Source organism: Arthrobacter sp. NPDC058130 (genome assembly GCF_042884475.1).
GTDB lineage: Bacteria > Actinomycetota > Actinomycetes > Actinomycetales > Micrococcaceae > Arthrobacter.
This window is the reverse complement of the sequence record NZ_JBHVTV010000002.1, coordinates 1-25,303: the sequence shown is the minus strand read 5'-3', so window position 1 is coordinate 25,303 and position 25,303 is coordinate 1. Positions and strand designations below refer to the sequence as shown.

Below are 25,303 nucleotides of genomic sequence, written 5' to 3'. Positions count from 1 at the left end.
GAAAGGCAGCAGCCAAGTGAAGCACCAGCGCATCCGGACGTTTAACACGAAAGACACCTACCCCGAGCAGAACCTGGACAATGACCTCTGCCAGGCTGTGGTGGCCAACGGCGTAGTCTACCTTCGGGGCCAGATCGGACAGGATCTGGACACTCGGGCGTCGGTTGGTATCGGCGACGTCGAAACCCAGACGGACAAGGCCATGGCCAACATCGATATGTTGCTCAAGGAGGCCGGCAGCAGCCTCGAAGACATCGTCAAGCTGACCGTCTACCTCGTCGATCCGCGCTACCGGGAAACCGTCTACCGGACCATGGGCCGCTGGCTCAAGGGTGTGTTCCCGGTATCAACCGGGATCGTCGTGCAGGCGCTGGCACGGCCCGAATGGCTGGTGGAAATTGACGCCACAGCAGTGCTCTCCACGGAGGGGCAGGCGTGACCTTCAGCATCGCTGCCACGGACGGGCAGGGCAGGTTCGGCATTGCCGTATCCTCGTCCTCACCCGCAGTCGCCGCACGCTGCGCGCACCTGCGCGACGGCGTCGGCGCAGTCAGCTCCCAGAACATCACTGATCCCCGGCTGGGCTACGCACTCCTCGACCGGCTCCAAGCGGGCTATTCCGCGCAAGAGGCGATTGACGCCGTCGTGCGTGAATCACCCGCGGTGGACTACCGGCAACTGGTAGTGCTGGACGCCAAAGGCGGGTCCGCGGTGTTCAGCGGAGCTCATACCCTGGGCGTGTCCGGGGAGGGCCGTGGTCCAAACAGCGTGGCCGCCGGCAACATGCTCACCCATCCCGGTGTCGCCCAGGCCCTTTGCGACGCATTTGAAGCCACATCAGGAGAACTGGAACTGCGACTCCTGGCTGCCCTTCGCGCGGCCGAGGCGGCTGGCGGCGAGGCTGGGCCCGTTCGCTCGGCCGGTATCTCGGTGGTCTCCGGCCATGGCTGGAGGGACACCGACCTGCGCGTGGACTGGCATGAGGACCCGATCGCGGAACTCGGGCAACTCCTGCAGGTCTGGCTTCCACAGCGGCAGGACTATGTGATTCGCGGGCTCGACCCCACATCTTCTGTTGGTTTCGGGGTGCCCGGCGATGAGCGCTAGGCAAGCAACCGCGACTAGTCCGGCTGTGCAGCGTGCGCGAGTGATGGAGGCCGTGACCACCCAGCAGCCTTCCCTGATTCGACTCTCGGAGACCCTCCACGCCAACCCGGAGCTTGGCTGGCAGGAACACCGCGCCGCCGGCTGGACCGCTGACTACTTGGCGGAGCATGGCTTCGAAGTGGAAAAGGAGTATTTGGACTACCCCACCGCCATTCGGGCCGTCTTCGGAACGGGCACGCGGCGCATTGGGCTCATGGCCGAGTACGACGCACTTCCCGGCCTCGGGCATGCGTGCGGCCACAACATCATCACGGCCACCTCGTGCGGCGCTGCTGTTGCCCTCGCGCAATTTGCTGCCGAGCGGGACCTGACCGTGGAACTTTACGGAACGCCCGCGGAGGAAGGCGGCGGAGGAAAGATCGAGCTGCTCAAGAAGGGCGCGTTCCACGGGTTGGATCTGGCCATGATGGCGCACCCCAGCCCTGTCGACTCAGCCGAGGCCCGTCCCTACGCCGTGGCGCACAACCACGTGGAGTACCGGGGTAAATCAGCTCACGCCGCGGCTTATCCGGACCAGGGCGTGAATGCCAACGACGCCTTCATTGTTGCCCAAGTCGCCCTGGGTCTCCTCCGCCAACAACTGCCTCCCGGTACGCGCGTCCATGGCATTCAAACGCGCGGCGGTGAAGCCCCCAACGCAATCCCTGAAAAGACCGAGGGCCGCTGGTACGTCCGTGCAGAATCACTCGCCCAGCTGGGCAAGCTCCAAGAGCGGGTTCAGCGCTGCTTCGAAGCTGGGGCGCTGGCGTCCGGCTGCGAGTTATCAGTTACCCCGGAATCGGAACCCTATTCGGAGTTCCGTACGGACCTGCGGGCGCTGGAGCTGTACGTCGGGCATGCAGAATCCCTTGGCAGGGACTTCAATGCGCCACCGGAGCAGGCCACCATGAACCGGGCCTCCACTGACATGGGCAATGTTTCCCAAGTGGTTCCGGCCATCCACCCCTACATAGGGCTCGGCTGCTACCCCGCGGCCAATCACCAACCGGAGTTCGCGGCCCATTGCGTCGGCGTGGCAGCCAATCTTGCTATCCATGACGGCGCCGCGGCTCTGGCGCTCACTGCGTTGGACTTCTTGGCGGAGTAGCCGTCTTTGTATTTTGTGGACTTCTACGGAACAGGACCATGACAGATCAAATTCCCACTCCCGTGGCGGGATCGCGGCGGGAGCACGACAGTCTCGGGGACGCTGATGTCCCCACGGATGCCTACTGGGGCGTCAGTACCCTGCGGGCGGTAGACAACTTCCCCGTCAGCGGACGAACCATCGGCACCTTGCGCTCCCTGATGTGGGGCCTCGGTGCTGTGAAGTATGCAGCAGCCCGTGCCAACGAAAACCTGGGCCTCCTGGAGCCCCGCAAGTCGGATGCCATCCAAAGGGCTTCCCGTGAGGTCATGGATGGGCTCTTGGACGACCAGTTCGTCGTCGACACCATCCAGGGCGGCGCGGGGACAAGCACCAACATGAACGCCAATGAGGTGATTGCGAACCGCGCCCTGGAAATAATGGGCCACTACAAGGGCGACTACGCTGCGCTGCACCCCATTGATGACGTCAACCGCAGCCAGTCGACCAACGACGTCTATCCGACGGCCATCAAGATCGCACTGCAACGGGAAATCTCGGAGTTCTGCGCCGAGCACAGCAGGCTGATCGACGCCTTCGACGCCAAAGCAGCGGAGTTCGCCGGCATCATCAAGGTCGGCCGCACCCAACTCCAGGATGCAGTACCCATGTCCATGGGCCAGGAGTTCGGGGCATTTGCCGAAACCCTGCGCGAGGACGGGCACAGGCTCCTCGAGCTCCTTCCGCATCTGCGGGAATCCAACCTTGGGGCCACAGCCATAGGTACCGGCATCACCGCTCCCCCGGGATACCGGGACGCCGTCATCAGTGAACTGAATTCGGTCACAGGCCTGCAGCTGACCTCCGCGACCAACCTTGTGGAAGCCACCAGCGACACCGGCGTCTTTTTGCTCGTGTCCGGTGTGCTCAAAAGGGCGGCCGTGAAGCTCTCCAAGATCTGCAACGACCTTCGATTGCTTTCCTCCGGTCCGCAGACGGGCTTCGCGGAGATCTTCCTCCCCGCCGTGCAAGCGGGGTCGTCCATTATGCCCGGCAAGGTCAACCCGGTGATCCCCGAGATGGTCAACCAGGTTGCCTTCCGCGTCATCGGCGCCGACGCCACCGTGACCATGGCTGTGGAGGCTGGCCAGCTCCAGCTCAACGCCTTCGAGCCAGTCATCGCTGACTCCCTGCTTGAGTCGATCTCCTGGCTGACCGTCGCCTGCCGCCAGCTTCGGACCCACTGCGTGGACGGCATCACGGCTAACACGCAAATGCTGCAGCAGCGCATGCTTGATTCGATCAGCGTCGTCACCGGCTTGGCTCCCTTGATCGGCTATGCCGCCGCGGCCGAGCTGGCCAAGGAGGCTCTTGCTTCACATCGGGGCATTGCGGACCTCGTGACGGAGCGTGGACTGCTGGACCGGCAGAGGATGGAGGATGCTCTTTCGGCCAGGTCGTTGGCCGGGTTGGGCTAACGTCGGGCGGCACCTTATAAGGGCCCGTTGTGTGGAATTGTTTCCACCCAACGGGCCCTTTTCTGTGTTGCTTCCTGCCGGACTCCCCCTATGCCGGGGTCCCTTAACCCGGCCGGCATCCCCGCACGGAGCAAGCAGCAACAGCAACAGCAACAGCAACAGCAACAGCAACAGCAACAGCGACAGCGACAGCGACAGCGACAGCGACAGCGAAAGGGGACCATGCCACCGTGGCATGGTCCCCTTTCGCTGTTCGTTGGGCTGGATCCCCCTATGCCGGCGGCATCACAACGCGCCGCTGGTCACCAGGGCGTCCTGCTCGTTATGGGCCAGATAGCTCCGTTGGACGGCGATCTGGTCAGCAACGTACTTGGCGTCGTGCCACACGCCCCAGATGAAGCTGGATCCGCGGCGTGACTGCCACGGCAGCCCGAGGAAGTAGACGCCAGGCTCGGTAGAGACTCCGCGTTGCTGCCGCGGCTTGCCCTTCTCGTCGAAGGCGTCCACTTGCAGCCAGCTGTAGTCGACGGCGAAGCCGGTGGCCCAGACGATCGAGGCAACTCCGGCACCGGCGAGGTCGAGCTCCAGGATGGGGTCAGTGACGCTCTCCGGATCGGGCCCCAGGGTGCGGGCACCAGATTCCTCGGGGAGATCAAGGCCGTTGCGCTCGATGTACGCGTCAGCTTCGTCGAGGAGCTCCAGGTAGTGAGCGTCGCCGTTCGCGATGTTGGTACGGAGATCCTCGGCGAAGCGCATGGTTCCGTCCTGGAACGCTTCGGTCCGGCCCACGAGCTTGATGCCGCTCTCGGCGAGGGTCCGGAAGTCGACGGTGTGGCCGCCGTCTGCACCGCTCACCGCGATGGTGACGTGCTCCGCACCTGCCGCGGGCGTGGAAGCGTCCCACATGCCGAGCACCCCGAGCCACCAGCAAAAGTCGCGTCCGCGATAGCTCCGCGGGGGCCGGTCGTGCGGACCGACCGAGAGGAAGACCTGCCGACCCGAGCGCTGGATTTCGGCGGCAATCTGCACACCAGAGGACCCGGCACCGACGACAAGAACGGCGCCTTCCGGAAGCTGGGCCGGGTTCCGGTAGGAGCTCGAGTGGATTTGCACGAGGTCGGCAGCTTCGGGAACGACGGCGGGAATCACCGGCCGCTGGAACGGCCCCGTTGCTGCCACGACGTACCGTGCGTCGAAGTTCCCGTCCGATGTCTGCACGTGGAATCCGGGTGCACCGACTTTCCTGCGCACGGATGTCACCTCCACACCGCAGCGGATCGGTGCACCAATCTTCTCTGCATAGGCAACGAAGTAGTCCGCCACCTGCTCCTTCGACGGAAACGCCCCCGGCTCAACGTCGCTGAATTCCAAGCCCGGAAAGCGGTCATGCCACGCCGGCCCGTTCGCAACCAGGGAGTCCCACCGCATGGTGCGCCAGCGCTCGGCGATACGGTGCCGTTCCAGGACCAGATGCGATATCCCGCGTCCGCTCAGATGCTCGCTCATCGCAACCCCTGCTTGACCTGCGCCTACGACGAGGACCTCAACCTCTTGGCTAATCATGTCGATCTCCTAAATTCAGCAAAATGCCACAGCGCTCCTCCGCGCGCACGACCATTGAAAGTCATGCGCACAGCCGATCCCTTCTTTGGGAATTCCTGCTGGCATCGCGGCTGCTGTGGTCCTCATAAGTGACGGATGATCCATTTTCACTTGAGGCAAGTGCATCTGCATAGCTCATAAAACAGGAGAATCACATCTGAAATTTTGATGCTCTCGTCTGGGTCATGGATACCGGTCAGGAGGCGGGCGCTTCTCGGCGAGGCGGGCTTGCCGGCGTCTTAGTCGAATAGCGGCGGAGGGCTTCCAGGGCTTCTGCTCACCCCTCGGTGTTCTCGTCGAGTGTTCTCGGGTCCTCACAGTCGCCGTCAGGCTCGGCAATTGCACCCGCCCCCGCAGATCATTGGTTGCGCTTCCCACCTAGACTGGCGTCAAGGCCGCTAAAACCCCAAGGTTCCCCGCGAACCGAAACCGGGCTCTGCTGTCAGGTATTGCGGTGGGCCGGGGCGAACTGCGCCGCGCGGTTGGTTTCTTCGGCGCGGATGAGGTGCACCAGCGCGTTGATGAGGGCCAGGTGGGTGAACGCCTGTGGGTAGTTGCCAAGGTGCCGGCCGCTCACCGGATCCAGCTCCTCGGCGTAGAGGCCCAAGGGACTGGCGAGGGACAGCAGCCGTTCGCACAGTGCCTTGGCGCGCACCAGTTCTCCGATCTCGACAAGGGCCGAAACGAGCCAGAACGAACAGGTTGTGAACGTCCCTTCCTCCCCGGCGAGTCCGTCGTCGGTCTGCTCCGGCCGATACCGCAGGACGAGCCCGTCCCGGGTGAGCTCATCGGCGATGGCCAGGACGGTCGCGCGCACGCGGGGATCGTTGGCGGGCAGGAACCGGACGAGCGGGACAAGCAGAAGCGAGGCATCGAGGTTCGTCGTGCCGTAGGACTGGACGAACACACCCCGGTCGTCGACGCCATTGCGGCAGATGTCCTCATGGATTTCTTCGGCGATGGTGTCCCACTTCCGGGCGTAATCAGCCTGACCGTGCAGGCGTGCCAGCCGGGCCCCACGATCCAGGGCCACCCAGCACATGAGCTTTGATGAGGTGAAGTGCTTCGGTTCGCCACGGACTTCCCAGATGCCGTGGTCGGCGTCCCGCCAGTGGGCGGCGGCCTGCTCGACCTGGCGCAGCAGGACCGGCCAGAGTGGCTCGGGGAGCTGGTCGCGGGATTTGGCGTGCAGGTAGACAGAGTCCAGCATGGTGCCCCAGACATCGAGCTGCCGCTGGCGGGCGGCGGCGTTGCCGATCCGGACGGGGTGGGCGCCGTCGTAGCCGCCGAGCCCCTCGACAGTGACCTCGGGAAGGTCCCTTTCGCCGTCGATGCCGTACATGATCTGCAGGTCATCCTCGGCGGCGACGTCTCGGATGAACGCGAAGAAGTCGTCCGCTTCCCGGTCCAGGCCGAGCGTGTACAGGGCCCACAGCGCGAACGTGGAATCGCGCACCCACGTATACCGGTAGTCCCAGTTCCGCTCTCCCCCGGGCGCCTCCGGCAGCGACGTGGTAGGCGCCGCGACCAGAGCCCCGGTCGGAGCGTACGTGAGGCCCTTCAACGTCAGTGCGCTGCGCTGCAGCGCCTCCCGCCACGGGTGGTCAGGGAACTCGCCGCCGGTGATCCATTGCCTCCAGAACTCGGTGGTCTGCCACTGCTTGCCCGTGGCTTCCTCCCATGTCCGCGGCGGGGGCAGCGACCCCCAGGAGAGCGCGATGAACGCCTGCTCGCCCTCGGTCATCCGGCTGCGGATGACCGCGATGGAGTCCTCGATGCCCAGCCGGCGGTCGGTGGTCAGCCGCAGCACCGGATCCCCCTCATCGCCGCCGACGGTCACGACCTCCCCGTATCCGGGACCGGAGAACTCCCACCGTGCCCGGCGCTGGCCGTAGCCGAAGACCGGCTCGCACAGCACGGACAGCTCTACTGCACCGTTGACGCACCGGACGGTGCGCAGCAGGCAATGCTCGGCCTCGTAGTTCGTCGGCGGGCGGCGGTATCGGCCGGCTCTCTCTTCGGTGTGGTGCCACGGACCCATCACCAGGGCATCCCTCACGATCAGCCATCCAGTCCTGGTCTGCCAGGTGGTCTCCAGGATCAGACTGCCGGGGAGATAGCGGCGCGCAGTGGGCTCCCGGACGCCGTACGGCGCCACCTTGAAGCCACCCGCGGCGCGGTCCAGCATAGTGGAGAACACGCTCGGAGAGTCGTGACGCGGCACGCACATCCACTCCACCTGACCGCTCGAGGCGATCAAGCAGGTGGCCTCACAGTCAGACAAAAACCCATAGTCGGCGATCGGCGGGTACGGACTCGTGCCTGCCCCGGGCCGCCGCCTCCCCTGAGTCCCTGATCCGGCATCGATCCTCACTACCCCAGTATGCTCCCCCTGGCAGGAAGCGGGAATGCTGAATGCCGCGCCCAGAGCAACGACAAACCCATGGGTCAACGCAGCCTTGTGAGCGGTGGGTCTAGAACTGCGAGAGCGATCGCTCCATGCAGCGTGGCGGGACAGATCAGGTGGGCGATCCGGCCGATAGCGGATTCAACGAACGGAGTTCTCAGATGGCTGCCGGCGCGGGTTCGACGATCAGCACGTACTACCGAGTCTGTGACGGGGTCCGGGTGAGCTTCGCGGACAACAGGGCAGATTCGGACACCACCATGCTGCTGCTGGCGCCGCGGCCGGAAAGCCTTTGGGCCTTCCGCCGCATCTGGATCCGCGTGGCGGCAATTCGGGGGGGTGGTGCCATCGACATGCCGGGATTCGGCCACTCAGATGGCCGCCCGGAGTTGATCGCCCCGGACGGCTCCGGAGCTTTCCTGGCCCGGCTGATCGATGAATGGGGACTGGGTGTTCCGCACGTCGTCGGCCCGGACGTTGGCACGGCCGCGGCACTTTTCCTTGCTGCGAAGGCCCCGGAACGGGTCACGAGCCTGACCATCGGCGGCGGCGCGGTCCGCTTTCCCATCGACGCTGGAGGCGCGCTGAAGGAGATCATCGAGGCGCCGACCCTGGATGACGTGCGCGCCCTCGACGCCAGAACGAATATCGGCCACGCGGTCGAGCTGCCCGCCCCGAGCGCCAGCGAGCCGGGGGTCCACGAGGACTACGTGAGCGCCTACGACCTCGGGCGCTTCGCCGAGTCGGCGCGGTTTGTGCGGACCTGCCCCAAGCAGAATCCGGTGCTGCGCGATCTGCTGCCATCCATCACCACAACAGCGGAGCGGAGTAACTATCTACCCGGCGTCATCCGGAATCAGAGGCCCTCTGTTGCTGTCAGGCGACCTGTCCCAACCGCGTCGGCGAAGGCCTGGTAGTCCTTGTCGTTCTGGTCCGCGTAACGCCCGGAGAAATCAGTGATGGAACGGTCGAACTTGTCGCTCTTGCCGAGATAGGCGGCGATCGCAACCGAGTCACCCGACCGGGCGTGCGCCCGCGCCAGCGTCCAGCCGCAGGTGCCGGCATAGAAGTTCATGGCGGGTGGCTGCATCGCTTCCACAATGGCTGAGCCCTTCATGTCACGCAGTTGCCGCCAGTACAGGTAGCGGTTGTCCTGCACGCCTTTGGTCCACCCCAGGAAGATGTCGCTTGCGGCCTGCATCATCCGCTGCCCCTGCACCACGCGCTCGCCCGGCTGCTCGAACTTGCTCTTCGGCAAGTGGTCCTCAAGCACTGACGTCGTGGCCTCCTTGACCTGGAGGAACAGTGGATCCTGTTGATCGCGTCCCTGAAGCAGGGCGATGGCCGCCCGTGTGCCGACGCTGCCGACGCCCACGACCTTGCGGGCGACGTCGATGACCTCGAATTGTTCGAGCAGGTGTCGCCTGTCATCCGGCAGGGTGGCCAGGTAGGACCGGAGCTGTTCACGAACCGCGTTCTGAACCTCATCGCCAGACATACCGTACATATTTCCCATTTCCCGGACGGGAATGACGATTGGTGGTTGACTGACAATCCGGTACTTCCCGTCGACGCGCTCGGCGAGCTTGGACAGTGCTTGCAGGCTGTCCCGGGTGTGGGCCTTCGCGACGTTCTGGCGGGCCGTCTTTGCCATGCGTCGGGCTGCCTTCTTCCGCGCCTTGCCCTTCTGTGTTCCCGCGGCGATGTCGATGGCTGCAACAAACTGTTCTTCGGCCAGCCGGGCGTACCAAATGTCCAGGGTGCGCATTTGTGCGAACTGGGCCATCGCTTCGCGGTAGGCCCGAACGGCGGTGAGTGTCGCGTCGCGTGTTTCGTCCTTGGTGAATCCGTTGTTCCGTGCCGCGATCGTGAAGCTGGCGGCCATCCGTTTGACGTCATACTCGAACGGCCCCGGGAGTGTCTCGTCGAAGTCGTTCAGGTCGAACAGCAGGTTTCGCTCTGGCGAGGCGAAGACCCCGAAGTTGGACAGGTGGGCGTCGCCACACAATTGGACAATCAGTCCGGCCCGCGGCGTGTCCTTCAGGTCGGCCGCCATGATTTTGGCGGCACCTCGGTAGAACGTGAACGGGGAGACCAGCATCCGGCCGTGGCGCACCGGCACGAGATCCTGTTCCCGCGTGAGGTTCTGTTCCTCGAGGAGCGCGACCGGATCGGGGCGGCCGGGAGCCGGGATCCAACCGGTGTGGCTGGAGAGGGGCGTCTTCTTCCGGTGGGCCTTGCCCTCCGCGACACGTTCCTCGACGCTTCGGTGCTTGTCTCTGGTCTCGGCCATGATCGGGATCTCCCCTCTGAAACCTGGAACGGGCACTGGCATCAGGTGCGGCGTCGTTCCCTGCTGCGATTCTGGCCCCCGGCGGCGCCAATCGTCAACGCGCTGCTGAAGGGTCCGGCTCCCGCTCAGGCGCCGCCTGGGGGTTGCCTGAGGGCCGACGATACCGCCCGGCGAAGGCGCGCACAGCTTCCTTTTCGGATCGGTTGGCTCACTCACGGCGCCCCCCGTGGAACCGCGCATGCGGAAACAACGATCGTCCCGGTGGGGCAGCGAAGCCTAACCGGGCTCGGCGGGCTGCCCACCGTTCGTGGAGTCGTCGGGCGCTCCGACGGCCTTTTCGGGGAGGCGTCCGGTGAGGAACAGTGCGGCGATCGTAAGCAGTGCGGTCAGGGCAAGTGCAGCCCGTAGGGCATCGGAGCGGGAGCTGGCGTTGACGGACATGATGGCATCGGCCGTCGCCTGACCGACTCCGGCGTTGTCCAGCGCGGCTTGGAGCTGTGTGTCGGAAATGAATGGGACACCGCTGGCCAGTTGGACCGAGGCCTGCGCCTGGACGGAGCTTGGAACGGCGGGATTGTCCTGGATGCCGGCCATAACCGAAGTGCTCAAGGTCGCGATGAGAACTGAACCGATCAGGGCCGTTCCAAGGGAGGCCCCGAGGTTGGTGGCCGTGTTCTGCAGTCCGCCGACCTCCGCGCTCTGAGAGTCCGGCACTGCGGAGACCGTGATGGCGCCCAGCTGCGAGGACAGCGCCCCCATTCCGAACCCCATCAACAGCATCGGGATGGCGACAATGGCCGCATTCGCACCCGGGGCCATTCCTGCCACCAGGATGAGGATACCGACGATCATCAGTATCAGCCCCAACCGGACTACGCGGCGCGGGTTGGCGCGCGGCCAGGCTTTGGGAATTCCGGCAGCGGCCAGTATCAGCGCCACGGACAGCGGAAAGATCCGTATCCCGGTCTCCAGCGCGCTCAACTCCAACACCACCGACAGGAAGAGCGGGATGGTGAAGAACACCCCGGCCTGCACGAGGAATTGAGCGAAGAAGACGCTGAGGCCGCCGGTGAGGCGCGGGTTCTGGAGCAGTCCGGGATCGATCAGCGGATCACCGCCAACTGAGGCCAAATGCGAGGTCCGCCGCAGGAAGGCATAGAGGACAAGCAGCCCGCCGACCAGCAGCCAGATAACGGGGGACAGGCCCACAACGGTCGGCGCACCGGGCTTGGACTGCACCCAGCCCCACTCGCCCGAGCGCAAAACACCGTACACAAACATGCCGAGTCCCAGTATCGACAGGGCGGACCCCAGCAGGTCCAGCCGGACCTTGGACGGTGGAACGTCTTCGACCTTCCGCGAGACCAGCAGGATGACCACGACAATGACGGCCTCACCGACGAAGACATACCGCCAGGATGCAAAGGTGGTCACTGCGCCGCCGATGAGCGGGCCCGCAGCGATCGCCATGGCTCCTGCCGCGGCCACCAGCCCGTAAGCTGCGGCCCGGCGCTCGGGCGGGAAGTTGGCCGCAACCAGCGCGACGATCGCCGGCATGATCAGGGCTGCGCCGGTGCCCTCTAAGAGGGACCAGCCCAGAAGCAAGACCCCAAGGTTGGGCGCCAGCGCCGTGGTCAGCGAACCGGCGCCATAGATGATCAGGCCGAGGGCGAACGCGCGTCGCCGGCCCATGATGGTTCCGACCTTGCCGCCAGTGATCATCAGGGACGCCATGACGAGTGTGTAAAGGGTGATGGCCGTTTGGATGCCGGTAATCGACGTGCCCAGGTCCGCGGCCACCGTGGCCATCGAAACGTTCATCACCGAGCTGTCGAGCGTCATCAGGAACTGGCCGGACGCCAGCACGGCCAGGACAAGTCCGGATCCAGTCCGTGCCGCTGTCGGCGCCCCGGCACTCATGGTTCCGGGTTCTTTAGCGTGCCTTTGGTCGTTGCGCGCATGACCGTCATGGTCCGCCCACCGTGATGGACTGTCAAGCGCGCTCGGTGGTCCTCAATCAGGTTGACATACTCACCGGCACTGAAAATGGGGAATCCGAGGTGCCGGCCTGGAATACCGAATCAAGGTTCAATGGCCTCGGCGCGGCACAAGAAAATGCCAACCACACAAGCGCACTGTAAGAGTATGAAATCACTGCTAAGCGACGAAGTCGTCGCCGTACGTGGCGTCTTCACCGATACACACCCAGTCGACTTCCATGCCCTTGGCGTGACCGGTGCAATTGACCGCTTGACGCTTCCCCTCCGCGAGAGCGGAACTGTGGTGCATCTGGAGACTCCGCACCACAGGATGGAAGTAGACCGGCAAACCGCGACGCTTCTGTACCGAGCGGCGCAGGAGCTCCTCAGCAACGTCTACAAGTTCGCCCAGGCATCAGCTGTGACGGTCCGGCTGGGCTGTGTCACTCGTGGCATGAGCCACGGCGTACAGCTCAAAGTGGTCGACGACGGCCGTGGTTTCGACGTGCCGGCCGCCATGGTTGGTCGGCACACTGGCATGGGACTGCGCCTCATGCAAGTGGCCGTCGTCCTCGCTGGCGGCGAGATGATCATCAATTCGTCCGCCGCCGCGGGAACCTGCGTGACGATAACACTGCCTCTGGACTAACGGTCCGCTGCACCGCTCTCTCTCCAAGCTCAGCTGGAACACGACAATGTGGCCTGCATTCCTCGGCGGCTTCAGCGGCTTGGTCTCATGTGCGTGGTGACCGGCGGCCGGGCGCGGCACAGGAAGCTTCGAACGCCCCGACCCGGCGGAAGCTTGTTCATTTTGCTGCCCGGCGTGATGATCCCCACGGGGCTCCCGAAGCGCTATCGTCTAGCCCGCTGACACATCGATCAGCACTTTGCCGACGATGCTTTCTTCCACTGCCGCGTGGGCCGCAGCCGTTTCAGCCAGGTCAAAGCGATGCAGCGGCAGGCCTGCGGCCTCTCCCACCGGAAGGGCGCCGTCGTTGATGGCCGCATTGATGTCCTCGGCGGCGGCGTGCACCGCCGCCATGCCAACGGTGTAGAGCAGCACGAACTGGTAGCGGACGTTGAGGCTGAAGTGCCTGCGCACGTCCAGGCTCACCTGATCGCCGCCGTTGTTGGCATAGACCGCGATGGAGCCGCGGTTGCGGATCACTGCCAGGTCGAGTTCCGCGTTTTGCGCGGGTGCCAGCTCCACGATTTGGTCGACGCCATCGGGGGCGATCCGGCGGATCTCCGCTGCCGCGTGGGTTTCCCGGTAATTGATGACGTGATCGGCACCGGCGGCCGCGGCCAGCGCAGCCTTCGCCGGTCCGCTCACGGTCGTGATCACAACGGCGCCGGCCCACTTGGCGAGCTGGATCGCCGCATGGCCCACGGCGCCTGCCCCTCCAGCGACGAGAACCACCTTGCCGTCCAAGGCTCCCGGGTGCAGCCGCCGCGGGCCGTCCTCGGCGATGGTCAGGGCCCGGTGGGCGGTGATCGCGGGAACGCCCAGGCTTGCGCCGAGGTCGAACCCGGCGTTCTCCGGCAACGGAAAGACCCGCTCGGCCGGCAGGACGGCGAACTCCTGCGCCGTCCCGCCGTCGGCGCGCTGGTAGGCGGCCAAGGCCAGCCAGACCCGATCACCGACGTGGAGGTGCTCGACGCCGGGTCCGACGGCGTCCACCACTCCGGCGCCGTCTTGGTTCGGCACGACCTCCGCGAAGGGCAAAGGCGCGCCCGGTTTGGCGCCGCGGCGCGACTTCCAGTCGGTGGGGTTCACCGCGGATACCGTGATCCGTATGCGCGCCTCCCCGCGCCCCGGCTCGCGGATCTCGCGGTCGACGAGCTCGAGAACAGACGGATCGCCGGTGGCACGGTACACGATTGCTTTCATACCCAGACCTAACGCCGGCCGGGACCGAAAATTCCCGCCGGACACGGGAGCAGATGCGGGCCGTCGCGTAATCCAGAGGATTTGCGATGCTGATCCGGGCATTCGCGCTCCCAGTGCCTCGGAGGCATGAACAGGGATCCGATGCCAGCCTCGTTGAGCGGATGGCGCAGGAGACTGCTGAACTGGTCGGCGGATGTCGGGTGGGAGTCCCTCCCGGAAGGGGTACCAGCAGGGACTCCCACAGCGCTGGAAAACGCTGGTTAGGTGGAAACACATCCCATTTCCGCCGTCGAACTGGCGGGAGCCCGTACCCCTTGAACGGAGGCAGCGTGACTGCGACCGACGCCCCGGTGACCACGCGAGAACAGGCAGTCGGACGGCCGCTGGCAATTGTCCTTGGCCTGCTGACCATCTTTGGTCCGATTTCCATGGACCTGTATTTGCCAGTACTGCCTGCCCTGACGGTGGAGCTTGGAAGCTCCACGTCGACGGCGCAGCTGACCATCACAGCGTGCCTGCTCGGCCTGGCCATCGGCCAGGTCATTGCCGGTCCCCTGTCAGACCGCTTCGGCCGCCGGCTTCCCCTGCTGATCGGCGTCGGCGCCTATACAGCCACATCCGTTCTCTGTGCCGTGAGCCCCACAGTCGAAACGCTGATCGCCGCCAGGTTCGTCCAGGGCCTGGCCGGCGCGGTGGGCATCGTGATTGCGCAGGCAGCCGGGCGGGACGTGTACGAAGGAGCGAAACTCCTCCGCTTCTACGGCCGCCTGACGGTGCTCGGCGGACTGGCCGCCATCGTTGGTCCGGTCATTGGCGGCCAGCTGGCCGCCGTCACCGACTGGCGCGGCGTCTTTCTCTTTCTGGCGGGCGTCGGCGTGGCAATTCTGGTGGCCTGCCTGATGATCTTCAAGGAGACACTTCCGGTTCGGGAGCGGACGGCAGGCGGGATTGCCCACACCCTGCAGGACTTCCGTCGCCTGCTGGCGGACCGCGTGTTCGTAGGCGCGGTGCTGATCACCGGCTTTACATACTCTGCGATCTTCGCCTACCTCAGCGGTGCCACGTTCGTTCTCCAAGGCATCTACGGGCTCTCCCCGCAGGGCTACTCCTTCGCTTTCGGCCTGAACTCCCTGGGCTTCGTGATCTTTGGTTTCCTGGGCGGCCGGCTGGCCGAACGGTGGTCCGAGCGGGCAATGCTGGTCATCGGGCTGGCGATGGCGATGGCCGGTTCCCTTGGCCTGCTCATCACCGCGCTCCTGCACCTGCCCCTTGCTGCGCTCATCGTGTCACTCTTCACGATGGTTAGCGGTGTTGCGGCGGCGAGCCCGTCCGCGACCTCGCTGGCTCTGCGGGGCTATCCGGACATCGCCGGAACCGCGTCGTCGCTGCTCGGCCTGGCCAGGTTCTCCTTCGGCGGCGTGGCCGCACCGCTGGTGGGCATCGCCGGGGCAGACAACGCGCTCCCCTTCGGCATTGTCACGGCAGTGTCCATCACGGCGGCAGCGGCCTGCCTTCCGCTCATAAGGGCGCGCACGACGGCGGCGTGAACCGACACCTACCCATGGGGTGCGCCAACTATCCAAGTGTCTTCCCTTGGACCCAGACTCGCCATGATGCTAAGTGTGCTTAGAATGAAACCGCCGGACGTTCCCGTCCGGTTTGTCTGCACTGGAGGAAGTAATGAAAGCTTCACCGACCCTTGCCCGAAATCTCCAGAGGGTCCTTACTGACCTGATCGAACTGCATCTCCAGGGCAAGCAGGCGCACTGGAACATCGTGGGTACCAACTTCCGCGATCTCCACCTGCAGTTGGACGAAATTGTCACCAGCGTCAGGCTGTTCGCGGACGAGACCGCCGAGCGTATGCGTGCGCTGCACGCGCTCCCGGATGGCCGGAGCGCCGCGCTCTCCGCGGAGACCAGGCTGGAGCAGTTCCCCGACGGGCTCATCTCCACCAAGGACGCGGTCAAGCTGATTACTGCGCGCTTGGAGCGCACCGTTAAGACAATGCGTGACGTCCACGACGAGGTCGACGAAGAGGATCCCACCAGCGCTGACCTGCTCCACGCCGGCATCTCGCGGCTGGAACAGCTGACCTGGATGGTGAACGCCGAAACCATGACCGCGTCAGCCCCTGTCACCGCGCCCGAGCACGGCTGACGGACAGAACGGCAGAGGGAGTGGAGCCCCGACCGCGCCCGGTGCGGATCAGTTCGGCGCCCGGCCGGCTTGAAGCAACAGTCCCGCTACTTGAATCGGTGCGCGACGCCGTAGGAGATATCCCGGCGCTGCTGGCACTGGCGCAGAGTATCGGGCAGGAAGCTCCGCGGCCCGGCGCCGGCGACACCGCCCACTTGTGGGAACTGCTGGCATCCGTGACAGCCGTGGATGTTGCGGCCGGACGGGTGCTCGAACCGCACTTTGACGCCGTCGCCATCCTCACGCAGGCGCGTTCAGGCGCCGGAACCGGGGCCCGGTCCGGCTCCTGGTCGGAGGTGCTTGGCCCGGCCCCCGACGCGGCGAACGGAGCCTGGGGTGTGTTCGCCGCCGAAGGGGCCGGGCTGCAACTCAACGCGGCGGCGGACGGCGCCGGCCGTTACGTCCTGAACGGATCCAAGCCGTGGTGTTCGCTTGCTGCGCAACTCGACGGAGCTGTCCTGACTGCACGTCTTGGACGGGGAAACTCCGGGGATCCGGGGACAGGCGCCCGCGCGGCCTTCGCCGTCAATCTCCATGACCCGGGGGTCGCCTGCGAAACGCCGCGGTGGTCCAGCCGCGGCCTGCGGGAAATCCCCAGCGGGACCGTGCACTTTGAGGGTGTCCGTGCCGTGCCGGTGGGAGGTCCGGGCTGGTACGTCGAACGGCCGGGCTTCGCGTGGGGCGGCATGGGCGTGGCTGCCTGTTGGCTGGGCGGGGCCGTTGCCGTGGCACGTGACTTTAGCTTCGCACTGGAAAAGGCCGCTGAGGGCGGGCGCGAACCGGATCAGATTGCCTTGGCCCACCTTGGCGAAACGGACCGGATCATCGCATCCCTGACGGGATACTTCGCGCGGACAGCGGAGCGGATTGACGGCGGGGAGCTGTCCGGCGCCGGTGCGTGGAGCGAGGCGCTCCGCGTGCGCGGCGCCGTTGCCGCCGCCGTCGAACGCATCCAGACCATGGTGGCCCAGAACCTGGGGCCCGGCCCCCTGGCTTTCAACGAACCATACGGAAAACGGATGGCGGACCTGTCGCTCTACGTCCGCCAGCACCACGCCATGCGGGACGACGCCCAGCTTGGCGCCCTGACCCTGAACGGGGACCGCTCATGGTGACCTTCTCGCACGCGGATACCGGCACTGCCGAGACCGAATGGGAGGCCAGCGGGCTGCCCCTCCTCCCGGAGCTTCCCCTCAGTACGGCCGAGCTGGCAGCCATGACGTTCATAGTGCTGGCGGCACATCCGGATGATGAAACCCTGGGCGCCGGAGGATTGCTCTCCATGTTGCACGCCGCGGGGGCCGGCATTGAGGTGCTGCTCTGTACCGCTGGGGAAGCATCCCACCCGGAATCCAGGACCACGACGCCGGAACAGCTGGCCGCCGTGCGGCTCGGCGAATTCGATGCCGCAATACATGAGCTGGCACCCGGCTCCCCCTGGCGGTTCCTGCACCTGCCGGACGGCCGGCTGGCCGGGCGACGTGACAGCATCGTTGCAGCGGTCCGGGACTCGATTGCGGCCTCAGGCCGCCCGGCCAACCACGTGGTCATCGTGGCACCGTACCGCTCCGACGGGCACACAGACCACGACGCCCTGGGTTCGGTGGCGGCCGAGGCTGCCGCAGCCGGCGGTCACGGGCTGCTCGAATACCCCGTCTGGTACTGGCTGTGGGCCGTGCCCGAAGACACCGCCTGGCGGTCATGGGTTCGCGTGCCGCTGACACCCGAGCAGCAGGGCGCCAAGGCCTCGGCGATGCGGGCCCATGGCTCGCAGACGGCAGCGCTGTCAGCGCAGCCCGGCGACGAAGTGCTGCTGGCCGGGAGTTTCCTCGAGCACTTTTCCCGCCCGTGGGAAACGTTCGCATGGCACGCGCCCGCCAGCGGGACCAATGGCGCCGATGACGCCGAGCGGATCTTCGACGCCGTCCACAACCGGAACGAGGACCCGTGGGGCTATGCCACGAGCTGGTACGAAATACGCAAACGGGCACTGACACTGGCCATCCTGCCGGCGGAAAACTACGGCTCCGGGCTGGAAGTTGGGTGTTCCACCGGGACGCTCAGCGCGGACCTTGCCCAGCGCTGCGGGCAATTCCTGGCAGTCGATGCCAGCAGCACCGCGCTCGACCAGGCGACGAAACGATTGTCCGGCCACGCCGCCGCGCAAACGCGGCATCTCACCGTTCCGCACGACTGGCCCGAAGGAACTTTCGACCTCGTCGCAGTCTCCGAGATGGGCTATTACCTGACTCCCGGCGAACTGGCCGGGCTGTTCACACGCGTGCAAGCGTCCATGAAACCCGGCGGGACCCTGCTCCTCTGCCACTGGCGGCATCCGGTGGAAGGCTGGGAACTCGACGGGGACACGGTCCATGAACTTGCCCGCGGGCAACTCCGCTGGCCCACAGCGGCACTCCACCGCGAGAAAGACTTCGTCCTTGAAGTATTGATGGCCCCGGAACAGGCCCCGCCTGCAGACCGACGACCCGCAGAAATCCGCGAGCAGGCGTGGGTCCGGGAAACGGACCGTGGACCCGGAAGCCCGACAGCATGACCGAACCCGCGCCGAACCGCTCGCCAGGAGATGCCCTTCCCTCGCGGCCAAGAGTCGGTCGGGTAGCGGTGGTCATGCCGGCCCACAACGAGGACCAGCACCTCCACCGTGCGCTGGCCGCCCTACGCGCGGCCGCCGACGCGTTGGAGCGGAGTCATCCTGACGTGACGACCTCCGTCACGGTGGTGCTGGACAGCTGCACCGATGGGTCGGCAGGAATCACGGCCGCGCATGTGTCTGCCGACCCACGGTTGTCGGCGGTAGATGTCCGGCTGCGCAGCATCGGCGCCAGCCGGGCGGTCGGGGCCAGGGCCGCCCTGACCTCGACCGCTTCCAACCCTGCTTCCAACCTCACCACCGGCCGCATCTGGCTGGCCAATACCGATGCCGACTCCGCCGTTCCGGTGCACTGGCTGGTGCGCCAGGTTGAACTGGCCGACGCCGGGACCGACGTCATTCTGGGGTCCGTGGAACCGGACCCCGCTGGAATGGACCCGCTGATCCTGCGCCGCTGGCTGGCGCTGCACCCGTTCCGCGAGGACCACCCGCACATTTACGGCGCCAATTTTGGCGTCAGGGCGTCCGCCTACCTCGCCGTCGGGGGGTTTCCACGGCTCCATGCGCACGAGGACCGGACCCTCGCGGAACGCCTTCGCCGGCACAACTTTGCCGTGGTAGCTACGGACTCTGTCCGGGTCGTGACGTCCGGGCGCACGCACGCCCGCGCACCACAAGGGTTCGGAGCATACCTCCGAGCCCTCGGAAGGGAACTGCCCGCCGCAGCAGGCCTGCTGAACGCCAAAGACCTTTGACCAGCTCGACCCCGTTGCCTTCAGCTGTGCCCCGTTATCCGCAGGCGCGGGCCCGCCATCCCACGGCAGGTCGGCACGCACTCCTTGTCGGGGCTGCGACTTGCCGTCAGAGGCATGACCCGGGACCGCGGCGCGGCCAGCGTCACACGTTACGCGCCGCCACCTCGGCCGGCTTCTCTGTGGTTGATGTGTTCCTGCGCGTCACGCTGATTCCCTTGCTGTTCGCGCAGGTCGCGTCCGCGGCGGATGTCCGCTTCTTCGCGGGCCTGGAGCTTGTCGCTCTGTTTCGTGTCCCGCGGTGGCAACTGGATGGTCTCTTCAGCCTCGATGCCGGCCTGGAGTTGGCGGCCGCGTTCCATTTCGGCGTCGAACTCCGCGCCGAACAGCAGTGACATGTTCAGGATCCAGAGCCACAGCAGTGAGATGATGACGCCGCCGATTGCACCATAGGTCTTTTCGTAGCTGTTGAAATTGGCCACGTAGAAGGCGAAGGCCAAGGACGCAAGCAGGAAGATCCCCAAGGCAATTGCGGAACCCAGGCTCATCCAACGGAACTTGGGCTGCTTTACGTTCGGGGTGGCGTAGTAGAGGATCGCGATCGCAAGGATCACGAGCAACAGGATCACCGGCCACTTGAGAATGTTCCACGCCGTCAGAACGGCCCCGCCCAGGCCGATGGCGCTGCCAACAGCCTCGGCCACCGGCCCGCTCAGGACGAGCATGGCTGAAAGCACGAGAACGATCAGCACAGTGGCAATGGTGACCACCAGCATGGTGCCCCGAAGTTTAATAAACGGCCGGCCCTCATCGATTTCGTAGACCCTGTTCATGGCCCGGCCGAACGCCCCGACATAACCCGAAGCTGACCAGAGGGCGGTGAGAATGCCGATCACCAATGTAAACCCGGCAGCCGGGGAGCTACTGAGCTGCTCGACCGGCTGGCGGATGGCGTTCACAGTATCGGGAGGCGCGAAACCGTGGAGGATCTCCAGAAGCGCGGATGTGCTTTTCCCGGCCTGTCCGAATATGCCCAGCAATGACACGATGGCCAACAGCGCCGGGAAAATGGAGAGCACAGAATAGTAGGTCAGGGCTGCAGCGAGATCCGGGCATTGGTCCTTCGTGAATTCACGCAGGGTCTTCCTGACGATGTACTTCCAGGAGGGCCTGGTGACGTCGGTGGGGCTGTCCGGTTTGCGGGAGTCCTCCGGGGCGGGCGCCGTCCGGGCTTTGGCGGTGCTGCTCTCATCCGTTTCAGCGTCCGTCATGGGGTCATTCTCTGCCTTGGCAGGGTTCTTGGCCATGAAAAATCCTTCTTGGGGTTAAGGCACGAGGCCGGCCGCCCAACACATCAGCGAGGGCAGCCGGCCGTGTTAAGATGCGGCCTCAGGCCTGCTGAACGTTGTCCTTGGCCTCGGCGGTCCGATCCTTGACGTCCTCCACCGCGACCTGGCCTTCAGCCTTCACATGGTCAGTGGCATCAGCGGCGGTGGCCTTGACATTCTCCAGGGCCTCTTGGGCGGGTGCCTTGAGCCCCTCAGCCACGTGCTTTGCGGCCTCGGTCAGCTCCGTGGTGACCGGCTCGGCGGCCGTCTTGAGCGCATCAGCGGCTTCCCGCTCCCTCTGACTGGCCGGGATAAGGGAGGACACCAACAGGCCCGCGCCGAACGCGATCAGCCCGGCAGCCAATGGGTTTCCCTGGGTCTTGGTCTTCAGCCGCGCCGGTGCGGCCCCGACGGCGGCACCTGCGTCACCCACGTGCGCGCCCGCGCTGCCGGTGGCGTGGTGGACGTTTTCCGCAGTGTCCTCGGCGACTCCCATCACTTTCTCCTTCACTCCGAACACGGCGTCCTTGACGTTCTCTTTGACCTTGTCAGTCTGCCGCTGAACTACGTGCGACGGCGTGACCTTGTCAGCGACGGCGTCCACATTAGTGCCCAGTCGGGCGCGGGTTGCTTCAATATCTGCTCGGATGACATCCGGGTTTTCACTCATCGTGTTTCCTCGCTGGATTTAGGAGTTGGGTTTAAGTGTTGGCGGGATTTCCTGCAGGGTCTCTGCGGTCTGCGGCATGCCCTTGATCGCGTTGAGTTCCTTACGGCCCAAGGTTGCCAGGACAGCGGCGACAATTGCCCAGATAATGGCAACAACAACGCCGGACCAGGCCAGCCCCATAAGGGCCCCCAGCCCCCACCAGAGCGCTACAGATAGGAACAGAAGCACGAAGTGGCCCGCGACGCCGGCGCCGGCCAGCATGCCGCCGCCCTTTCCGGCGCGGGTGGCGGACTGCTTGAGTTCGGCCTTGGCCAGTTCCACCTCCTGACGCATCAGGGTGGACATGTCCCGCGTGACCTCACCCAGAAGGTCACCCAGGGAGGAGGTTTCGGCCTTCGCATGGGCAGCATTGGGAGGCATTTCGCTACTCATCGACGGCCACCGCCAAACGGGTCGTCGCGCAGCGGATCAACCGGCTCCTGCGGCTCGCTCGTCGCCGGCGCGGCCCGGCGGCCTGCCCCGGAGTCCTGGAGCGGATCAGTCGCGCCCAACTCGGAGTCCAGCGGATTCGGAGGGTAGGTTTTCGCGAAGCCGGCCCTCGTCGTGTCCGGAGCCGGCATCTGTACCGGCGGCGGTGGTACCGCTATCCCGGTGTCGGGGATTCGGTTGACAGCGGGCGTACTGGTAGCCGTGGCGCCGGCAGTGTCGGGGGCTCCGGCGCTCAGGCTGCGGCTGAGCCGTCCGGCCAGCACGCCGGCCCCGGCCGCAAGCAGCAGGAACGTTCCCGGACGCTGGCGGGCGAAGGATTTCACCTCGGACAGCAGCGAACCCGGGTCCCGTTGATCGAGCCAGGACGCTACAGCGGAGGATCGCTCGGCGGCTTGACGCACCAAGTCTGTGGCCACGCCGGGCTGATCGGAGGCAGAGGCCATGGAATGCAACTCGCTCGCAACGGAGCGCAGGCCCTCGGCGACCTTCTGCTGCTGGGTTCCCGCCTGCTCGGTGAGATCAGACTTGGCCTGATAGAGCAGGTCCCGGGCATTGGTCTTGACCTCGGCCGCTACGTTGCCCGCCTCCGTCTTGGCCGTCTCCGCAACGTCTTGAGCCGCGTCAGTAGCCTGGCGCTTTACCTCCACCGCCTCATCCTTCGCTGCCTCCTGCTTCGAGGAAGAGCCTTCCACACGCGCTGGGGGGACCGCCCCGACGCCAGCGTATTCGTCCGTTGCGACTCGGGGTGTTGCCTGGCTCCATGGGTTCTCTGTCATCGTTGCTCTCTTTCAGAAAGGGCCCGCTTCGGATAATGGGTCAGCGGTACCGGATGAAATTAGTAAGCACGGTTACTAATTAGATAGTAAGCACGCTTCCTGTTTGTTTTGCAAGGGTTTGCCGAAAGAAGGCCGACTCAATGCCGGAGGGCGCCGGCGACCCGGCGGCGTGCCTCTGCAAAATTACTAAGCATGCTTGCCAAAGTACTGTGCGGCATGCGTAGGGTGTGGGAACAGCGTCGGCCATCTCAGCACCGCCCGTGTCCGCGCGATCTTCGTTGCCCCCAAGCAGGAAGGCGTTCTTCGTGATCAGCGCCCGCGAGCCCGATGCCCGGGAAGGCTACCGCCTTCTGACCGCCGCGGCCCGTATAGTCCAGCGTCTTCAGGACAATGCGCTGGCACCGCTGGGACTGACGCGCGCCGCCGTCATCGCCCTCGAAGCGGTGGCACCGCACCCCATGAACCAGGAACAGCTCGCGGCCAAGGTCCATGTTCAAAGCCAGACTTTGGGTCGCGTCCTCGCCCGGCTGGAAGACGGGGGGCTTGTCACCCGGACACGGAACCCGGCTGACCGGCGGCAGTTTCACGTGCGTATTACCGAGGCCGGAAATGCCGCCCTCCAGGCGGCCCGCCATGCGGAGACTGCGGTCGTGCCAGCGGACTTCGACGGGTGGGAGACCCTGTCGGAACAGCTCGCCCGGTTTGTGGATTTCTTCCAGCTTCCGCAACAGCGGTCTCCAGGCTCCAACTCCGCTCCCGTGCTCAAGCCCGACCGTGCACCACCCAAGACTTAGGCCTCCCGGGTCGGGGACCCGCACCATCGAGCGCCCGGCAGGGGCGCCCGGAACCTTCGCCAGGGCGGCCCTCCCCGGCCGGGCAGGGACCTGCGCCCGGCAGGATGCTCAGTTTCTCGCGCGTACTTCCAGCAGATGCAGGCCGAGGTTTTCTCCGGTTTCACGGCGACGCTGGCCGATGATGTGGAGCTGTTCTGTGGTCAGATTTCCCTGCAGCTCCCAGCGGTACAGGCCGCCACGCCACGTAACCGGCGGCACCCTGCTCTGGAGCGCACCGACCGGCGCCCTTGCCAATTCTTGAACACTCTTGCCCTCGTACGCTCTATCGAACTTATCGCCTAGATCAGCCTCAATGCAGCCCCTGAGAAGTTGAGTCAGACCCTCGACACGTGCCGGGGAGGCGTCCGCCCACGGACCAGCAAAGCACCTAAGGAACCACGCGACGGGTGGCCCGGCACCTGACGGCCATGCTGAGCGGCATTTGCCCTGAGGTGCCTAGCCGGACAGGCCCACCTTCCGGGGCGGCGCCAGCCCCAGACTCGACCTCGGTGTTGCGCAGATCACACTATATGTTTACTCTTGGTGAGGCCGCAGCGTCGCGGCCTCCGCCTCGTGAAGGGCAGTTAAGAGTCGTGACTGACAAATTCAGCATTCTTGTCCGCGTTGATGTGGAGGACGCCTGCGCCCAGGTCTCGGCCCAGGGCCATGTGACGGCGGAAAACATCCGGGCCCTCTACATGGTTCTAAACCGGGCCAACAATCTGCGTACCGGCTTGGATCTGGAAATAGACATCCGACGCGCCCGTGTCGACCCCGAGGCCCTCGAGCAGCTTCTGGGCTGCGCCCTGACCCACCACCTGCCCCTCAGCATCGATCCATCACAGGCCGACTGCAGGCTCAGCATCCTGCCACCGATCACCGCTGCGTCCACCGGCCCCCTGGAGCTGGCAGCCTGACACCCCTCCCGCCGGCTTCGGGCCGCGGCGCCGGCGGCCGCAAAAGCCCGCGCACACATCGACTTCGAATAACCCGACAAGAACCGCCGCTAAACCGTAGAACGAGCAACTGCCCGGGGCAGGCCCAGTCGCCCTCCTCCGGCGCCCGTGCAGGTCTAGGCGCCCACGCCCTGGCGCCGGATCAGGCCCGCTGGAACCGGATCTGTACTACCTCCGCCGTGGACCGACATCGCGACGGGGTAAGTGATGCGGCACCCGGGCTGATGAGAGTGGGCACGACGAGAATTCTTGCCGGCACCGGCCTGCAGCAGCGCCTCTGACGGCCGTGTCATCCTCTGCCGTGCGCCACAAATAGCAGAGCGGCCGGGGCGTAAGATCAGCCTTACCATCGGCAGACAAACAAGGGAGACTCTCATGTTGCTTTGGATAGCCATCATCATCGCTGTTCTCTGGCTCCTCGGCTTGCTCGGCGGCATCGGCGGCGGACTCATTCACCTGCTGTTGGTTATTGCCGTGGTCGTCCTGATCTTCCACTTCATCCGCGGCAGGTCCCGCGCGTAAGCACGAACTGCATTGCGCCGCCGCGTCTGCCGAGCTCGTCGGGCCGGTGCCTTCTGTGCTCCCTTCCCGATCCCGATTGTTCCTGGCCAAAACCACAACGGCGACCGCGACGGCGGCCAGGCATGGGCCATACGGGTTTTACCGATCTGGGTCCACAGGTGCAGGCCTACCGGGCGTGTTCCTTCGATTCGAGGGCCTGCCAGGCGCTTCCCCGCTGCGTCCGGCGAGGATTTCTGCCGCCCTTGACTTTCGTCCCGGGTGAGGCCACTGTGGGGTCCCGAGGG

General features: G+C 65.6%; 23 protein-coding genes. 14 read left to right on the top strand and 9 right to left on the bottom strand.

All coding sequences use genetic code 11. The features are described from left to right. Positions 1 to 16 precede the first annotated feature (16 nt). From ACFVTM_RS04210 to ACFVTM_RS04195, 4 genes are read left to right on the top strand one after another with little or no spacing between them, the layout of a single operon-like run. A complete protein-coding gene (locus ACFVTM_RS04210) occupies positions 17 to 439 on the top strand; it encodes a RidA family protein (protein ID WP_390202143.1) in 423 nt (140 codons plus the stop codon). After that, positions 436 to 1,107: a DUF1028 domain-containing protein gene (locus ACFVTM_RS04205; RefSeq protein ID WP_390202142.1), complete on the top strand. Its 672-nt coding sequence runs from the start codon at positions 436 to 438 to the stop codon at positions 1,105 to 1,107. The genes ACFVTM_RS04210 and ACFVTM_RS04205 overlap by 4 nt, the downstream gene beginning before the upstream one ends. Next, positions 1,097 to 2,254: a M20 family metallopeptidase gene (locus ACFVTM_RS04200; protein WP_390202141.1), complete on the top strand. Its 1,158-nt coding sequence runs from the start codon at positions 1,097 to 1,099 to the stop codon at positions 2,252 to 2,254. The genes ACFVTM_RS04205 and ACFVTM_RS04200 overlap by 11 nt, the downstream gene beginning before the upstream one ends. A 38-nt stretch (positions 2,255 to 2,292) precedes the next feature. Next, a complete protein-coding gene (locus tag ACFVTM_RS04195; protein WP_390202140.1) occupies positions 2,293 to 3,711 on the top strand; it encodes an aspartate ammonia-lyase in 1,419 nt (472 codons plus the stop codon). Between the two features lie 285 nt (positions 3,712 to 3,996). Here ACFVTM_RS04195 and ACFVTM_RS04190 read toward each other — a convergent pair whose 3' ends face one another. Further along, positions 3,997 to 5,274: a flavin-containing monooxygenase gene (locus tag ACFVTM_RS04190; RefSeq protein WP_390202139.1), complete on the bottom strand. Its 1,278-nt coding sequence runs from the start codon at positions 5,272 to 5,274 to the stop codon at positions 3,997 to 3,999. Between the two features lie 481 nt (positions 5,275 to 5,755). Then, positions 5,756 to 7,687, bottom strand: coding sequence for a glycoside hydrolase family 15 protein (locus ACFVTM_RS04185; RefSeq protein ID WP_390202138.1), 1,932 nt, complete (start codon positions 7,685 to 7,687; stop codon positions 5,756 to 5,758). Positions 7,688 to 7,941: 254 nt separating this feature from the next. Between ACFVTM_RS04185 and ACFVTM_RS04180 the strand changes: the two genes are divergently transcribed. Then, a complete protein-coding gene (locus ACFVTM_RS04180) occupies positions 7,942 to 8,637 on the top strand; it encodes an alpha/beta fold hydrolase (protein ID WP_390202137.1) in 696 nt (231 codons plus the stop codon). Here ACFVTM_RS04180 and ACFVTM_RS04175 read toward each other — a convergent pair. After that, entirely contained in the window at positions 8,577 to 10,013 is a 1,437-nt protein-coding gene (locus ACFVTM_RS04175) for a DUF2252 domain-containing protein (protein WP_390202136.1), read from the bottom strand. The two genes, ACFVTM_RS04180 and ACFVTM_RS04175, sit on opposite strands and share 61 nt — an antisense overlap. A gap of 276 nt (positions 10,014 to 10,289) precedes the next feature. Beyond that, positions 10,290 to 11,933: an MFS transporter gene (locus ACFVTM_RS04170; protein WP_390202135.1), complete on the bottom strand. Its 1,644-nt coding sequence runs from the start codon at positions 11,931 to 11,933 to the stop codon at positions 10,290 to 10,292. 225 nt (positions 11,934 to 12,158) lie between these two features. Between ACFVTM_RS04170 and ACFVTM_RS04165 the strand changes: the two genes are divergently transcribed. Beyond that, positions 12,159 to 12,641: a sensor histidine kinase gene (locus ACFVTM_RS04165; RefSeq protein ID WP_390202134.1), complete on the top strand. Its 483-nt coding sequence runs from the start codon at positions 12,159 to 12,161 to the stop codon at positions 12,639 to 12,641. A gap of 210 nt (positions 12,642 to 12,851) precedes the next feature. Here the strand turns inward: ACFVTM_RS04165 and ACFVTM_RS04160 are convergent, their stop codons facing one another. After that, positions 12,852 to 13,883 (bottom strand): NADPH:quinone reductase, encoded by a 1,032-nt coding sequence (locus ACFVTM_RS04160; protein ID WP_390202133.1) that lies wholly within the window; start codon positions 13,881 to 13,883, stop codon positions 12,852 to 12,854. A gap of 329 nt (positions 13,884 to 14,212) precedes the next feature. Between ACFVTM_RS04160 and ACFVTM_RS04155 the strand changes: the two genes are divergently transcribed. From ACFVTM_RS04155 to ACFVTM_RS04135, 5 genes are all read left to right on the top strand, one after another. Beyond that, positions 14,213 to 15,430, top strand: a complete 1,218-nt coding sequence (locus tag ACFVTM_RS04155) for a multidrug effflux MFS transporter (RefSeq protein ID WP_390202132.1) — start codon at positions 14,213 to 14,215, stop codon at positions 15,428 to 15,430. A gap of 133 nt (positions 15,431 to 15,563) precedes the next feature. Continuing rightward, a complete protein-coding gene (locus ACFVTM_RS04150) occupies positions 15,564 to 16,043 on the top strand; it encodes a Dps family protein (RefSeq protein ID WP_390202131.1) in 480 nt (159 codons plus the stop codon). A 41-nt stretch (positions 16,044 to 16,084) separates the two neighbouring features. After that, positions 16,085 to 17,197, top strand: coding sequence for an acyl-CoA dehydrogenase family protein (locus ACFVTM_RS04145; protein WP_390202795.1), 1,113 nt, complete (start codon positions 16,085 to 16,087; stop codon positions 17,195 to 17,197). Then, on the top strand, positions 17,191 to 18,636 hold the full coding sequence (locus ACFVTM_RS04140) for a PIG-L family deacetylase (protein ID WP_390202130.1): 1,446 nt from the start codon (positions 17,191 to 17,193) through the stop codon (positions 18,634 to 18,636). Before ACFVTM_RS04145 ends, ACFVTM_RS04140 begins: the two co-directional genes overlap by 7 nt. A 74-nt stretch (positions 18,637 to 18,710) precedes the next feature. After that, the gene (locus ACFVTM_RS04135; RefSeq protein ID WP_390202129.1) at positions 18,711 to 19,448 is read left to right on the top strand and encodes a glycosyltransferase; all 738 of its coding nucleotides are present in this window, start codon (positions 18,711 to 18,713) and stop codon (positions 19,446 to 19,448) included. Between the two features lie 149 nt (positions 19,449 to 19,597). Here ACFVTM_RS04135 and ACFVTM_RS04130 read toward each other — a convergent pair whose 3' ends face one another. The 4 genes from ACFVTM_RS04130 to ACFVTM_RS04115 form a co-directional block, all read right to left on the bottom strand. Further along, the gene (locus tag ACFVTM_RS04130) at positions 19,598 to 20,752 is read right to left on the bottom strand and encodes a YihY/virulence factor BrkB family protein (protein ID WP_390202128.1); all 1,155 of its coding nucleotides are present in this window, start codon (positions 20,750 to 20,752) and stop codon (positions 19,598 to 19,600) included. Positions 20,753 to 20,834: 82 nt separating this feature from the next. Then, complete coding sequence (locus tag ACFVTM_RS04125; RefSeq protein WP_390202127.1) at positions 20,835 to 21,443, bottom strand: DUF3618 domain-containing protein; 609 nt, start codon at positions 21,441 to 21,443, stop codon at positions 20,835 to 20,837. Between the two features lie 18 nt (positions 21,444 to 21,461). Continuing rightward, entirely contained in the window at positions 21,462 to 21,863 is a 402-nt protein-coding gene (locus ACFVTM_RS04120; RefSeq protein WP_390202126.1) for a phage holin family protein, read from the bottom strand. A gap of 8 nt (positions 21,864 to 21,871) precedes the next feature. Further along, on the bottom strand, positions 21,872 to 22,579 hold the full coding sequence (locus tag ACFVTM_RS04115) for a hypothetical protein (RefSeq protein ID WP_390202125.1): 708 nt from the start codon (positions 22,577 to 22,579) through the stop codon (positions 21,872 to 21,874). 434 nt (positions 22,580 to 23,013) lie between these two features. Here ACFVTM_RS04115 and ACFVTM_RS04110 point away from each other — a divergent pair, with 434 nt between their 5' ends. The 3 genes from ACFVTM_RS04110 to ACFVTM_RS04100 all read left to right on the top strand — a co-directional run bounded on the left by ACFVTM_RS04110 (position 23,014) and on the right by ACFVTM_RS04100 (position 25,019). Then, a complete protein-coding gene (locus ACFVTM_RS04110; protein WP_390202124.1) occupies positions 23,014 to 23,502 on the top strand; it encodes a MarR family winged helix-turn-helix transcriptional regulator in 489 nt (162 codons plus the stop codon). Positions 23,503 to 24,134: 632 nt separating this feature from the next. Next, entirely contained in the window at positions 24,135 to 24,458 is a 324-nt protein-coding gene (locus ACFVTM_RS04105; RefSeq protein ID WP_390202123.1) for a hypothetical protein, read from the top strand. Positions 24,459 to 24,872: 414 nt separating this feature from the next. Next, complete coding sequence (locus tag ACFVTM_RS04100; protein WP_390202122.1) at positions 24,873 to 25,019, top strand: lmo0937 family membrane protein; 147 nt, start codon at positions 24,873 to 24,875, stop codon at positions 25,017 to 25,019. Positions 25,020 to 25,303 lie beyond the last annotated feature (284 nt).

What these genes read in the sequence shown, in the direction of transcription:
- ACFVTM_RS04200 (WP_390202141.1), top strand. Translation starts at nt 1,097, where the DNA reads ATGAGCGCTAGGCAAGCAACCGCGACTAGTCCGGCTGTGCAGCGTGCG.
- ACFVTM_RS04195 (WP_390202140.1), top strand. Translation starts at nt 2,293, where the DNA reads ATGACAGATCAAATTCCCACTCCCGTGGCGGGATCGCGGCGGGAGCAC.
- ACFVTM_RS04190 (WP_390202139.1), bottom strand. Translation starts at nt 5,274, where the DNA reads ATGATTAGCCAAGAGGTTGAGGTCCTCGTCGTAGGCGCAGGTCAAGCA.
- ACFVTM_RS04175 (WP_390202136.1), bottom strand. Translation starts at nt 10,013, where the DNA reads ATGGCCGAGACCAGAGACAAGCACCGAAGCGTCGAGGAACGTGTCGCG.
- ACFVTM_RS04170 (WP_390202135.1), bottom strand. Translation starts at nt 11,933, where the DNA reads ATGAGTGCCGGGGCGCCGACAGCGGCACGGACTGGATCCGGACTTGTC.
- ACFVTM_RS04165 (WP_390202134.1), top strand. Translation starts at nt 12,159, where the DNA reads ATGAAATCACTGCTAAGCGACGAAGTCGTCGCCGTACGTGGCGTCTTC.
- ACFVTM_RS04160 (WP_390202133.1), bottom strand. Translation starts at nt 13,883, where the DNA reads ATGAAAGCAATCGTGTACCGTGCCACCGGCGATCCGTCTGTTCTCGAG.
- ACFVTM_RS04150 (WP_390202131.1), top strand. Translation starts at nt 15,564, where the DNA reads ATGAAAGCTTCACCGACCCTTGCCCGAAATCTCCAGAGGGTCCTTACT.
- ACFVTM_RS04140 (WP_390202130.1), top strand. Translation starts at nt 17,191, where the DNA reads ATGGTGACCTTCTCGCACGCGGATACCGGCACTGCCGAGACCGAATGG.
- ACFVTM_RS04135 (WP_390202129.1), top strand. Translation starts at nt 18,711, where the DNA reads ATGCCGGCCCACAACGAGGACCAGCACCTCCACCGTGCGCTGGCCGCC.
- ACFVTM_RS04130 (WP_390202128.1), bottom strand. Translation starts at nt 20,752, where the DNA reads ATGGCCAAGAACCCTGCCAAGGCAGAGAATGACCCCATGACGGACGCT.
- ACFVTM_RS04125 (WP_390202127.1), bottom strand. Translation starts at nt 21,443, where the DNA reads ATGAGTGAAAACCCGGATGTCATCCGAGCAGATATTGAAGCAACCCGC.
- ACFVTM_RS04120 (WP_390202126.1), bottom strand. Translation starts at nt 21,863, where the DNA reads ATGCCTCCCAATGCTGCCCATGCGAAGGCCGAAACCTCCTCCCTGGGT.
- ACFVTM_RS04100 (WP_390202122.1), top strand. Translation starts at nt 24,873, where the DNA reads ATGTTGCTTTGGATAGCCATCATCATCGCTGTTCTCTGGCTCCTCGGC.